The sequence below is a fragment of the Burkholderia sp. LK4 genome (assembly GCF_001043615.1).
In the GTDB taxonomy this organism is placed as follows: Bacteria; Pseudomonadota; Gammaproteobacteria; order Burkholderiales; family Burkholderiaceae; genus Burkholderia; species Burkholderia cepacia.
This window is the reverse complement of the sequence record NZ_LDUL01000027.1, coordinates 88,123-100,500: the sequence shown is the minus strand read 5'-3', so window position 1 is coordinate 100,500 and position 12,378 is coordinate 88,123. Positions and strand designations below refer to the sequence as shown.

The 12,378-nt window shown below is 65.4% G+C and carries 12 protein-coding genes; 4 read left to right on the top strand and 8 right to left on the bottom strand.

What is annotated here, in order from left to right:
- Nucleotides 1–30: 30 nt before the first annotated feature.
- Nucleotides 31–1,545 carry a M81 family metallopeptidase gene (locus VK92_RS14230; RefSeq protein ID WP_048023456.1) on the top strand — a complete coding sequence of 505 codons (1,515 nt, stop codon included), beginning with the start codon at nucleotides 31–33 and terminating at the stop codon, nucleotides 1,543–1,545.
- A 145-nt stretch (nucleotides 1,546–1,690) separates the two neighbouring features.
- Here the strand turns inward: VK92_RS14230 and VK92_RS14225 are convergent, their stop codons facing one another.
- Complete coding sequence (locus VK92_RS14225; RefSeq protein ID WP_021156426.1) at nucleotides 1,691–2,479, bottom strand: IclR family transcriptional regulator; 789 nt, start codon at nucleotides 2,477–2,479, stop codon at nucleotides 1,691–1,693.
- Nucleotides 2,480–2,706: 227 nt separating this feature from the next.
- Between VK92_RS14225 and pcaF the strand changes: the two genes are divergently transcribed.
- Entirely contained in the window at nucleotides 2,707–3,909 is a 1,203-nt protein-coding gene (pcaF, locus tag VK92_RS14220; protein WP_048023455.1) for a 3-oxoadipyl-CoA thiolase, read from the top strand.
- A gap of 130 nt (nucleotides 3,910–4,039) precedes the next feature.
- Here the strand turns inward: pcaF and VK92_RS14215 are convergent, their stop codons facing one another.
- The 3 genes from VK92_RS14215 to VK92_RS14205 form a co-directional block, all read right to left on the bottom strand.
- Entirely contained in the window at nucleotides 4,040–4,519 is a 480-nt protein-coding gene (locus VK92_RS14215; RefSeq protein WP_048023454.1) for a DUF523 domain-containing protein, read from the bottom strand.
- Nucleotides 4,520–4,649: 130 nt separating this feature from the next.
- A complete protein-coding gene (locus tag VK92_RS14210; RefSeq protein WP_048023453.1) occupies nucleotides 4,650–5,210 on the bottom strand; it encodes a GNAT family N-acetyltransferase in 561 nt (186 codons plus the stop codon).
- Nucleotides 5,207–6,064, bottom strand: coding sequence for a class I SAM-dependent methyltransferase (locus tag VK92_RS14205; protein WP_048023452.1), 858 nt, complete (start codon nucleotides 6,062–6,064; stop codon nucleotides 5,207–5,209). Before VK92_RS14205 ends, VK92_RS14210 begins: the two co-directional genes overlap by 4 nt.
- A 324-nt stretch (nucleotides 6,065–6,388) precedes the next feature.
- Here VK92_RS14205 and VK92_RS14200 point away from each other — a divergent pair, with 324 nt between their 5' ends.
- Both VK92_RS14200 and VK92_RS14195 read left to right on the top strand, forming a co-directional pair.
- Nucleotides 6,389–7,933, top strand: coding sequence for a methyl-accepting chemotaxis protein (locus VK92_RS14200; RefSeq protein ID WP_048023451.1), 1,545 nt, complete (start codon nucleotides 6,389–6,391; stop codon nucleotides 7,931–7,933).
- 421 nt (nucleotides 7,934–8,354) lie between these two features.
- Entirely contained in the window at nucleotides 8,355–9,899 is a 1,545-nt protein-coding gene (locus VK92_RS14195) for a methyl-accepting chemotaxis protein (protein WP_021156417.1), read from the top strand.
- Between the two features lie 71 nt (nucleotides 9,900–9,970).
- Here VK92_RS14195 and VK92_RS14190 read toward each other — a convergent pair whose 3' ends face one another.
- The 4 genes from VK92_RS14190 to VK92_RS41750 all read right to left on the bottom strand — a co-directional run bounded on the left by VK92_RS14190 (nucleotide 9,971) and on the right by VK92_RS41750 (nucleotide 12,309).
- Nucleotides 9,971–10,420, bottom strand: coding sequence for an OmpA family protein (locus tag VK92_RS14190; protein ID WP_048023450.1), 450 nt, complete (start codon nucleotides 10,418–10,420; stop codon nucleotides 9,971–9,973).
- A 415-nt stretch (nucleotides 10,421–10,835) separates the two neighbouring features.
- Nucleotides 10,836–11,294 (bottom strand): hypothetical protein, encoded by a 459-nt coding sequence (locus VK92_RS39975; protein WP_225740301.1) that lies wholly within the window; start codon nucleotides 11,292–11,294, stop codon nucleotides 10,836–10,838.
- On the bottom strand, nucleotides 11,287–11,934 hold the full coding sequence (locus VK92_RS14185; protein WP_048028574.1) for a M35 family metallo-endopeptidase: 648 nt from the start codon (nucleotides 11,932–11,934) through the stop codon (nucleotides 11,287–11,289). The genes VK92_RS39975 and VK92_RS14185 overlap by 8 nt, the downstream gene beginning before the upstream one ends.
- Nucleotides 11,935–12,099: 165 nt before the next feature.
- Nucleotides 12,100–12,309, bottom strand: coding sequence for a hypothetical protein (locus VK92_RS41750; RefSeq protein WP_131723309.1), 210 nt, complete (start codon nucleotides 12,307–12,309; stop codon nucleotides 12,100–12,102).
- Nucleotides 12,310–12,378 lie beyond the last annotated feature (69 nt).

The following is a 12,378-nucleotide window of genomic DNA, read 5'->3' as shown; positions in this document are numbered from 1 at the left end:
CCTTGACTACCTGTTTCCGGAGACACGTTTTTGAACACGCGGATCTTGATTGCCGGCTTTCAGCATGAAACCAATACGTTTGCGCCGTCGAAAGCCGCTTACGCAAACTTCGAGCGCGGCGAGGGCTTCCCGGCCATGGTGCGGGGCGACGACGTGCTTGCCCTGCGCGACGTCAACATTCCCGCGGGCGGATTCATCGTCGCGGCGGAACGACGCGGCTGGACCCTGCTGCCGGTCATCTGGGCGGGCGCGAGCCCGTCGGCCCACGTGACCGAGGATGCGTTCGAGCGCATTGCCGGCGAAATCCTCGCGGCGGTTCGCAGCGGAGGCTACGACGCGGTGTACCTCGACCTGCACGGCGCGATGGTCGCCGAGCATACCGACGACGGCGAAGGCACGTTGCTGGAGCGCGTGCGGGCCGTGGTCGGCCCGGCCGTGCCGGTGGTCGCGTCGCTCGACCTGCATGCCAACGTCACCGCGAAGATGCTGCACGAGGCCGACGCGCTGGTCGCCTTCCGCACCTATCCGCATGTCGACATGGCCGAGACCGGTGAACGCGCGGCCGTGCTGCTCGAGCGCCTGCTCGTCTCGCGGGCGGCGGGTAGCCGCCCGCTGCATCGCGCGGTGCGGCGGCTGCCGTTCCTGATCCCGATCAACGGCATGTGCACGCTGCTCGAGCCTGCGCGCGGCATGTATGCGGAGCTCGCGGCGCTGGAAACCGGGGCCGTGGCGTCGCTGTCGTTCGCGCCGGGTTTTCCGGCGGCCGATTTTCCCGAATGCGGCCCGGTCATCTGGGGTTACGGCGATGACGCCGCGTCGGCCGAGGCCGCCGTGCAGGCACTCTACGACAGGATGCTGGCGGACGAGGCCGCGTGGCAGGTGCCGTTCCTGTCGCCCGACGCTGCCGTGCGCGAAGCGATGCGGCTTGCCGACGGGGCCGGCAAGCCGGTCGTCATCGCCGATACGCAGGACAACCCCGGTGCGGGCGGCGACTCGAACACGACGGGCATGCTGCGGGCATTGCTGCGCAATGGCGCGAGAGAGGCGGCGATCGGCCTGATCTGGGACCCCGCTGCCGCGGCGGCGGCTCATCGCGCCGGGGTCGGGGCGTTCGTCGAGCTGGCGCTCGGCGGCGTCTCCGGCGTGCCCGGCGACGAGCCGGTCCACGCGCGTTTCGAGGTCGTGAAGTTGTCCGACGGCGTATGCCGGTACGACGGCCCGATGATGAACGGCATGCGCGCGGATATCGGCCCCGTCGCCTGCCTGCGGATCGATGGTGTGCTGATCGTGGTGAGCAGCGGCAAGGCGCAGATGCTCGACCGCAATCTCTATCGCGTGGGTGGCGTCGAGCCGGAAGCGATGCGTATCCTCGTCAACAAGAGCTCGGTGCACTTTCGCGCCGATTTCCAGGGGATCGCCGAGGCGGTGCTCGTTGCCACGGCGCCGGGCCCGATGACGGCCGATCCGGCCGAGTTGCCCTGGACCCGGCTGGCCCCGGGCATCCGGATGAGGCCGATGGGCGACGCATTCGCCGGCAACGGCTGAAGCACGGCACGCCGCCGGCGCGCCGGTGCGCCGGCGAGCAGGCGGCTGTCCTGGACAACGCCGTCGCGCCGGCCGACACCGGGTGCCGCGCGTCGTTTCACGTCGCGCGGCGTGCTTGTATCCGTACCCGCGCGCGGCTCGGCGCTCACCCGCGCCGCGCCACCAGTTCCGACACCGTCTGCGCGGCCTGTTGCAGCGGCTCGAGAAACTCCTTCACCATCTGCTTCGCGGTATGCCGCTGCGCGTTGCCGCTGATGTTCATCGCCGCGATGATCTGCCCGCGCCGGTTGCGAATCGGCGCGGACAGCGACATCAGGCCCACTTCGAGCTCCTGGTCGACCACGGCCCAGCCCTGCTGGCGCACCTGTGCGATCGCCGCCTTCAGTTCACCGAGGTCGGTGATCGTGCGCGGCGTATGCGCGCGGATGCCGCTTTGCGCGAGCGTTTCGTCGAGCGCGGCGTCGTCGAGCGCGGACAGCAGCACGCGGCCCATCGACGTGCAGTACGCGGGCAGCCGGCTGCCGATCGACAGGTTGATCGTCATGATCTTGCGGGTCGGCACGCGCAGCACGTAGACGATCTCGGTGCGGTCGAGCACGGCCGCCGAGCAGCTTTCGTGGATCTGCTCGGACAGTTGCTCCATCACGGGATCGGCGAGATTCCAGAACGGCATCGACGTGAGGTACGCGAAGCCGAGCTCGAGGATCTTCGGCGTGAGCCGGAACAGCCGGCCGTCGGCCTCGACGTAGCCGAGCGTCTGCAGCGTGAGCAGGATCCGGCGTGCGCCCGCGCGCGTGAGCCCGGTGGCCGAGGCGACCTCGGTGAGCGTCTGCTCCGGACGGGCCGCGTCGAACGCGCGGATCACCGCGAGGCCGCGTGCAAACGACTGTACGTAGGAGTCGCCGGGTTTCGTCTGAGTGTCTTCGGTAGTCATGAGCGCCTGGAAAATCGTGCAGCCGAGAAGATAGCGCACGGGGCCCGACACGCCAACCGCACGGCGGGCCGGGCGCTTGACAGGTCGTCCCCGCACTCCCTATGATGCGTTGAACGTTCGATACACGATCTTATGTTCGTATATAGAACATTTAAGCGCATCCCGGCGGGCAATGCAAGGGGCGCGCCCTGTTCATTCCCCAGCCTGTCCTGGGACCGGAGACACTGATGACCGAAGCTTTTCTGTGTGATGCGATCCGTACGCCGATCGGGCGTTACGGCGGTGCACTGTCCGGCGTGCGCGCCGACGATCTGGGCGCGGTGCCGCTCAAGGCGCTCGTGGAGCGCAACCGCGACGTCGACTGGACGGCGATCGACGACGTGATCTACGGCTGCGCGAACCAGGCCGGCGAGGACAACCGCAACGTCGCGCGCATGTCCGCGCTGCTCGCGGGGCTGCCGCAGGGCGTGCCGGGTTCGACGATCAACCGCCTGTGCGGTTCCGGGATGGATGCGGTCGGCGTGGCCGCCCGTGCGATCAAGTCCGGCGAGGCCGCGCTGATGGTCGCGGGCGGCGTCGAGAGCATGACGCGCGCGCCGTTCGTGATGGGCAAGGCCGCGAGCGCATTCGCGCGCCAGGCCGACATCCACGACACGACGATCGGCTGGCGCTTCGTCAATCCGTTGATGAAACAGCTGTACGGCGTCGATTCGATGCCGGAGACGGCCGAGAACGTCGCGGTCGACTACAACGTCAGCCGTGCCGACCAGGACCTGTTCGCGCTGCGCAGCCAGCAGAAGGCCGCGCGTGCGCAGCAGGACGGCACGCTCGCCGAGGAAATCGTGTCGGTCACGATTCCGCAGAAGAAGGGCGATCCGGTGGCCGTGTCGCGCGACGAGCATCCGCGTGAGACGTCGCTCGAAACGCTTGCGAAGCTGAAGGGCGTCGTGCGCCCGGACGGCTCGGTGACGGCCGGTAACGCGTCGGGCGTCAACGACGGTGCCGCCGCGCTGCTGCTCGCGAACGAGGAAACCGCAAAGCGCTTCGGCCTGACGCCGCGCGCCCGCGTGCTGGGCATCGCGACGGCCGGCGTCGCGCCGCGCGTGATGGGCATCGGCCCCGCGCCTGCCACGCAGAAGCTGCTCGCCCGGCTCGGGATGACGATCGACCAGTTCGACGTGATCGAGCTGAACGAGGCGTTTGCGTCGCAAGGTCTCGCGGTGCTGCGCATGCTCGGCGTGGCCGACGACGATCCCCGCGTGAACCCGAACGGCGGCGCGATCGCACTGGGCCATCCGCTCGGCGCATCGGGCGCGCGTCTCGTGACGACCGCGATGTACCAGCTGCATCGCACGAACGGCCGCTTCGCGCTGTGCACGATGTGCATCGGCGTCGGCCAGGGTATCGCGATCGCGATCGAACGCGTCTGACCCGCGTTTCATGTCTCGCGGCGAAGCGGCGGCCACGAGCCGCTTCGCCGCTCGACCGCTTCGCCGCTCGACTGATTCGCCGCTTTGGAAACGATGCGCGGCACGAGGATGCTCGTGCCGCGCATCGTCGTTAACCGGCCTGCGACAGCTCCCTGAGACGCGCTTCGAGCGCGTCGATCTCGGTGTCCGCGAACACTTCGATCCCGTGCTCGCGCAGCAACGCCGCCGTGACACCGGCGCCCGCGTGCCGCCGGTTCCCGAAACTCCCGTCATGGATGAACGTGCTGCCGCACGACGGACTGCCGTCGGCCAGGATAGCGAAGCGGCAACCGTGCGTGCGCGCGAGGGCCAGCGCGGTTTGCGCGCCGGCGACGAACGGCGCTGTCACGTCCGTGCCGTTCACGTCGACGATGCGTGCGGCGCCCGACAGCACCTGCTGACCCGATGCGCCGCCGGCGATTTCGGCGGGCGGGCGCGGCACACTGAAGCCGCCGGCCAGTTCGGGGCAGACGGGCACGAGACGCCCTTCGCGCTGCCACCGTTCGAGTGCCGCGTGCGCGGTGGTTTTGGCCGAGCCGTTGTAACGCACCGGATGGCCGACCACGCACATGCTGACGAGGATCTTCGGTATGGTTGGCGGCTGTGCTTCGTCCTGCAATTTTGCTCTCCGTGATTGCGCGATGGCCGATGGCAGATGAGGCAAGGCGGGACATTCCGCGCTTCACCCGCGTGCCGGCGCGTCAGGCCGCGGGCCCTTCCAGATGAATGTCTTCCGGCTCGAGCGCGTAAAGCGCCGGGTCGGGCGATGTGCTGACCGTGAAGCCGAGCCGCAGGTAAAAGTCGATCGTGCGCTGCGACGGCGTCGCGGACACGTACAGGCGTGCGGCGCCCATCGCGCGCGCCTGCTCGCGGGCCGCGCGGTAGAGCTGCTCGCCGAGCCCGCAGCCGCGCCAGTCGCGGCTCACGTGCAGGAACTTCAGTTGCAGCATGTCGCCGTGCGGGCCGAGCGGCCGGCTGTCGACGACGACCGCCGCGACGAGCCGTTCGCCGTCGAACATGCCGAGGCACCAGCCGCCGCGATCGTGGCAGTCGATCAGGATCGGCGTGTAGTGGTCGGCTTCACCTTCTGGCCAGCCGCCGACGTCGTAGAACTCGGGAACGAGATGCAGCGCGCCGTCGCGCAGCACGTACAGGTGCTCGATGATCTCGCGCCGGTCGATGGTCCACACGAGCGGCACTTCGTCGCGCGTGAGCGGGCGTGCGGAAAGCGCGTCGCGTTCGGCGGCGGTGCGGCGCGTCATGCGGCCTCCCGATGCGCGGCGATCGCATACATCAGCGGAAGGCTCGGCATGTGACCGGGCGGCACCATCCGGCGGCCGTCCAGCTCGCGCATGCCGTCGAAGCCCTTCCAGCCGTTCGAATACGGATATTCGGTCAGGCGGTCGATGGTGAGCCCCGCCGACACGAGTGCGTTCACGACCTCGCCGATGCCCCACATGAACTCGTAGCTCGGATGCGGGTTCGCGAAATCGACGACGCCAGGATGGTCGTGCTGCGCGCCGAGCCCCGTGCCGGATACGGCGACGTAATCGCCGACGCCTGCCGGTTCCTCGGTCGCGTCGCTTTTGAAATAGTCATAGTGCGGCTTCCACTGTTCGTCGAAATACAGCGCGAACGGATGGAACTCGACCATCGCGAAACGACCGCCCGGCGCGAGCAGCGCGGCGATTCCGCGCGCCCATGCGTTCAGGTCGGACAGCCAGCAGATCGCGCCATACGACGTGAACACGCGATCGAAGCGCTCGCCGCGCGCGGCGGCCTCGGGCATCCAGTCGAGCACGTCGGCGCGCTCGAAACGCGCGGGCAGGCCCGCGTCGGCCGACAGTTGCCGTGCGAAGGCGATCGCTTCGTCGGAGATGTCGACGCCCGTCGCATCCGCGCCCTCGCGCACGAGGCTCAGCGTGTCCTGCCCCGCGTTGCACTGCAGGTGCAGGAGCCGCAGCCCGCCGACGTCGCCGAGCAGTTCGCGTTCTTCCGGATAGAGCGTCGAGCCGCCCGCGCGGAAAAACGCGGCCTGATCGCCTTTGTGGCTGTTATGCGCGACTGTCGCGCTATTCCAGGACAGCCGATTCAGTTCGTGTAATGCCTTTTTCATCGAATTCGAATACCGGTTGAATGGAGCAGGATAAACGGAATCGTTTCGCCGCGCGCAACGGCTGATGGCGTTGGTCTGCCGCGCGACGTCGTCGCGCAGCGTGGCGTGACATCTGGATGAACGCTCGCGGCGATTATTGCCGGATTATTTGATCGAAATCATGGCGGCGGGCGAATTGGATATTTTATGCGAGGAAAGGGTAAGGTTTTTCCCCAATATGCCGACAGTAAGATGAAGACCGTCGTTAAGCGATAAACCGTTTTTCGGCTACTGAGCGTGATTTCAGCGCGACGCGGACGACAGATCCGCCTTTCGGAGCCTTGCATGCGTAATAACCAGCCCGTTACCCAACAGGAATTCGATTTTCCCGACGACGTCACGCTGATGTCGACGACCGATGCAGACAGCATCATCACCTACGCCAACACGACGTTCGCGCAGGTGAGCGGCTTCACGACCGAGGAACTCGTCGGCCAGCCGCACAACGTCGTGCGCCACCCGGACATGCCGCGCGAGGCGTTTGCCGACATGTGGGCGACGCTCCAGCGCGGCGAACCGTGGACCGCGCTCGTGAAGAACCGCCGCAAGAACGGCGATCATTACTGGGTGCGCGCGAACGCGATACCCGTGATGCGCAACGGCGAGCCGCAGGGCTACATGTCGGTGCGCACGAAGGCGCCGCACGACGAGAGCGCGGCCGCCGATGCGCTGTATCGCGCGTTCCGCGACGGCAAGGCCGGCCAGCGCCGGTTCCACAAGGGGTTGGTGATCCGCACGGGGCTGCTGCGTATCGCGTCGCTGTCGCAGACGATGTCGGTGCGCGCGCGCGTGCATTCGGCGCTGTGCGTGCTTGCGCCGGCGGTCGTCGGCGCGGGCTGGGCGTGCGGGCTCGCCGGTGGCGGCCTCGCGGCATTTGCCGGCGTGACGGTCGGCGTGGCGGCGGCGGCCGGCCTGTGGCTCGATGCGCAGATCGTGCGTCCGCTGAAGCGGCTGCACGACCAGGCGCTGAACGTCGCGACCGGCGAAAGCCGGCGCGGCGTGCGGATGAACCGCGTCGACGAGATCGGCATGACGCTGCGCACGATCAACCAGCTCGGGCTGATGTTCCGCTGGCTCGTCGACGACGTCAGCGAGCAGGTGCACAACGTGCAGCGCGCGAGCAACGAGATCGCGCAGGGCAACAACGACCTGAGCGCGCGCACCGAGCAGGCGGCGTCGAGCGTGCAGGAGACGGCTGCGTCGATGGCCGAAATGACGGCGACCGTCGACAGCAACGCGGAGACCGCGCTGCAGGCGAACCGGCTCGCGATGTCGGCGAGCGAAGCGGCCGGGCGCGGCGGGCAGGCGGTGGGCGAGGTCGTCGCGACGATGAGCGACATCACCGCCAGCTCGCGAAAGATCTCGGACATCATCGGCGTGATCGACGGCATCGCGTTCCAGACCAACATCCTTGCGCTGAACGCGGCCGTGGAAGCGGCCCGCGCCGGCGAACAGGGGCGCGGCTTCGCGGTGGTTGCCGGCGAGGTGCGGGCGCTCGCGCAGCGCAGCGCGAACGCGGCGAAGGAGATCAAGACGCTGATCGGCGCGAGCGTCGAGCGCGTCGAGTCGGGCGCGCGGCGCGTGGACGAGGCGGGCAAGACGATGGAGGACATCGTCGCGCAGGTGAAGCGCGTGTCGGATCTGATCGCGGAGATCAGCTCGTCGACGGCCGAGCAGAGCACGGGGGTTGCGCAGGTCGACCAGGCGGTGGTGCACCTGGACAACATCACGCAGCAGAACGCGGCGCTGGTCGAGCAGAGCACGGCGGCATCGGAGAGCCTGAAGCAACAGGCAACGCGTCTCGTGGATGCGGTGAACGTGTTCCGGTGATCGTCGGGGCGCGCACGCCATGTGCGCGCCCGATCAATGCATCGTGACATCGTGATTGACGCGCGCAATGCGCGTTCAGGTTTTTCGATTCAATCAAAATGCGCGAAACGAGAAATATTCGTATTCAAGATTCTGCATTTATGCATTGAATCGATTTTGGCGAATTACGCGAATTAATCAGACGAATATCCGGGAAACCGTTGTCTGGCATGGTGTTTAGTTTCATCAGTAAACGAATTGTTCGGTAAAGACAAGGTGATGCATTTTTAATGCATATTTACCCGGGCAAGGCATAATGTTTTCGTAAAAGTTGCCGAAAGTGCAGGAGCATGACCAATGCGCATGCGGATTGACCGCAATGTGCAGGGTCGCGAATCAATCGACAAGCGGACGCAAGATCCGTTACCCGGAGCTCCACACCATGCGCAACAACCAGCCCGTCACGCAACGCGAATTCGATTTTCCCGACGACGCGACGCTGATGTCGACCACCGACGCGAACAGCTACATTACCTACGCGAACGCGGCATTCATCCAGGTCAGCGGATTTTCTCCCGAAGAGATCGAGGGCCAGCCGCACAACGTCGTGCGGCATCCGGACATGCCGAAGGAGGCGTTCGCCGACATGTGGGCGACGCTCAAGGGCGGCGAGCCGTGGACCGCGCTCGTGAAGAACCGCCGCAAGAACGGCGACCACTACTGGGTGCGTGCGAACGCGATACCCGTGATGCGCAACGGCGAGCCGAAGGGCTATATGTCGGTGCGCACGAAGGCGACGCGCGACGAGATCGCGGCCGCGGAGGCGCTCTACAAGGACTTCCGCGAAGGGCGGGCCGGCAACCGGCATTTTCACAAGGGGTTGATTGTCCGCAAGGGCGTGGCCGGTTTCACGTCGCTGTTCCAGACGATGTCGGTGCGCGCGCGGCTCCACGCGGCGCTGTGCGGGTTTGCGCCGGTCGTGGTGGCTGGCGCATGGGCGTGCGGGCTGGCCGGTGGCGGGCTCGCCGCGTTCGCGGCGGTGACGGCCGGCGCCGCGGTGGCCGCGGGGCTGTGGCTCGATGCGCAGATTGCGCGCCCGCTCGTGCAGTTGCGCGACGAGGCGTTGCGCGTCGCGACCGGCGAGAGCCGCAGCGGCGTGCGGATGAATCGTGTCGACGAGATCGGCATGACGCTGCGCACGATCAACCAGCTCGGGCTGATGTTCCGCTGGCTCGTCGACGATGTCAGCGAACAGGTGCTGAACGTGCAGCGCGCGAGCAACGAGATCGCGCAGGGCAACAACGACCTGAGCGCGCGTACCGAGCAGGCTTCGACGAGCGTGCAGCAGACGGCCGCATCGATGGCCGAGATGACGGCGACCGTGTCGAGCAATGCGGAGACGGCACTGCAGGCGAACCAGTTGTCGGTGTCGGCGAGCGAAGCGGCCGGGCGCGGCGGGCAGGCGGTGAGCGAGGTGGTGGCGACGATGAACGACATCACGGCCAGCTCGCGAAAGATCTCGGACATCATCGGCGTGATCGACGGCATCGCGTTCCAGACCAACATCCTGGCGCTGAATGCGGCCGTTGAAGCGGCGCGCGCCGGCGATCAGGGGCGCGGTTTCGCGGTGGTGGCGGGCGAGGTGCGGGCGCTCGCGCAGCGCAGCGCGAACGCGGCGAAGGAGATCAAGACGCTGATCGGCGCGAGCGTCGAGCGCGTCGAATCGGGTGCGCGGATCGTCGACGGCGCGGGCAAGACGATGGAGGACATCGTCACGCAGGTGAAGCGCGTGTCGGATCTGATCGCGGAGATCAGCTCGTCGACGGCCGAGCAGAGCACGGGGGTTGCGCAGGTCGACCAGGCGGTGGTGCACCTGGACAACATCACGCAGCAGAACGCGGCACTGGTCGAGCAGAGCACAGCGGCATCGGAGAGCCTGAAGCAGCAGGCGACGCGGCTGGTGGAGGCGGTGAACGTGTTTCGGTGATGGTGGGGGCGCGTGAAGCAGGAGGAAGCCGGCCCGCGTTGTGCGGGCCGGCTTGGGCGTGTCCTGCTATGTCATTGCGCCCTGGGTATGGGATTCAGGTTCGGGCAACAGTGGTTGGGGCACCCCGGACTGACGTTCACTTCAACGCGTCGCCCGGATTGACCGAATTCGTCCGGCTTGAAAATCTTCCCCGCCAGGGCGTTTTTCTCGCCACGGATCGAATGCCGATCCAGAACAGCCATCACGTTTTCCGCTCGTTGCGTTGCGAGCTGTTGCGCGTTGTTCTCGGTTCGTTCGGCCAGTCCGATAAGCCAGACCGTATCAATGATCGGAAAGCGCTTGTGCATGTCGCTCGACCATGCCGACAACCTCGAGAGTTCGGTCGGAGAAATCGCACTCGAATCCGCATCGAAAACAATATCGATGTAATGGGCGGGCATGTTCGACGCGCCGTCACAGGCGAACGCTGCCTGTGCGCAGCTCAACGCGAGCGCGGCGGCGGTCAGGAGTTTAGACGCCATCGATATCGTACCCGCGGCGCTGTTGGCATTTTTGAATGAGGACACCCGCATCCGGGATGCGTTCCATGGTCAGCGATTGATGAGTTTGCTGTGTGGCGCTACTCGTGGGTCGTCGCACATCCATGCGCAGCTACCTTTATCTTTGATTCGTGATACTGCTAGCCGAACGAGTCACTGCAGAATTTCGAATAGCCGGCAATGCCTCGCTTGTGCGGGCTGGGTTCGCATACGACGGCGTGATTTTGGCCTCTGTCCGGCAGGCTTGCACAATTGGATTCCTGTTGTCGGGGAGTCTGAAGCAGCAGGCGACGCGGCTGGTGGAGGCGCTCAACCTGTTCCGCTAATCGCGGGAACCTGCGAGGCAGGAGGAAGACGGCCCGCATCGCGCGGGCCGGCGTGGGTGCGTCGTGTTACCTCATTGCGCCCTGGGTGTGGGATTCAGGTTCGGGCAGCAGTGGTTAGGGCATCCCGGACCGAATGTGATCTCGACGCGCCGCCCGTTGTCATCAAACTCGCTCGCAGGAAACGGCAGCTTGTAGATTCGCGCGATCATCGAATTTCGTTCGCCCCGAATCAAGAATTGATCTAGCGCGCTTTTGACGTTCGCTGCGCGTCGGTGCGCAAGCTCTTGCGCGCTTCGTTCCGTCGGTTCGGCCAATCCGACAACTGATACCACATCGACAATGGGGAAGCGATTGCGCATGTCGTTCGACCACGCGGAAAGCTTCGCCAGTTCGGAGGTAGATAGGTCGCTTGAATTGTTGTCGAATCGAACATCGAAATCCCAACCGGGCATGTTCGACGGACCATCGCATGCGAACGCCGTATGTGCGCAGCTCAACACGAGCGCGGCGGCAGTGACGACCTTATTCAATGTCAACAACGTACCCCGCGATGCTGTCGGCATTGTTGATTGCCAAGTCTGGGTTTGACCGTCCCCAACCGGGGAGCAAGGGCGTAATCGTGTATTGGTCATCGGTCGACGACATGGTGTCTTGGAAATGGGTGGCTTCGTGAATGATAGTTGACACGTGTGAATCAGCGTTCGCTGTCCACGGGCGCATCGTGCAGAATCGCCCACTGATGGCGATCGTGTGGGTTGCCGTGTCGGGCGCGCATACGTGGGCGGCCTCGTTTGTCGTTCCTCGTGGGTGAGGCGTGCAACCCGTCGCAAGATCGCCAGCGCTGCCGCTTCGAACCACATTGTTCTCGTTGAATGCTCGAACCACGGCAAGCACTTTCGTCAGGCCGGTGAGTAGGTGCATACGCGTGCGCTCGTCGTTTCGACCGAACCATTTGAATACCCGGCCCTTATCGACCTTCGACCACTTTTGTAAATCAGCAATGCGGATCGTCAACCGGTCAATCGCTCGTCCTTGCGCTACGGAAAAGACCTTGCGGAATTCCGAGTTGGTCATGTTTTCGCAGATCGGTCGCAAGTCAACATCGGCAAATGTCTGCGATCCTGCGGTGGTGTTTGTTGTTGTCTCGGCGACGGTAGTTTGGTTTCCCATCGTTTCAGTCCTCGATTACAAGCTTCAATGCTTCCGCATGTTCGGTTCGTACGCGCACGGTACAGCCGTGCTGATCACTCACGCCGGATGCATGCACGTTTCCGGATCGATCCTTGATCCAGTAGCGCACGTTGCTTAACGGTTGCTTCGTCCTCACGTCGCGGATCACAAATTGATCGCTGTAAATGTCCGATGCCGGCGCGTACCGCGTGGGTGGGAATGCCGAATATCTGACTCCGGGCCATGAGTCGCGTATTGATCGATCGTGACATCTTCAACTGCGATGATCGGCGGCGTGTGTAGCCGCTGCACCGTCGCGTAAAGACGGATCAACGAGCGAAGAAAGTAAGGGCAGGCGGCATGCTCTTCTTTCATGGACTCGGATGCCTTGTGTATGGATGAGCTACAGACAGTGGCCGGTAAGATTTTCCTTGTCTATAGAAC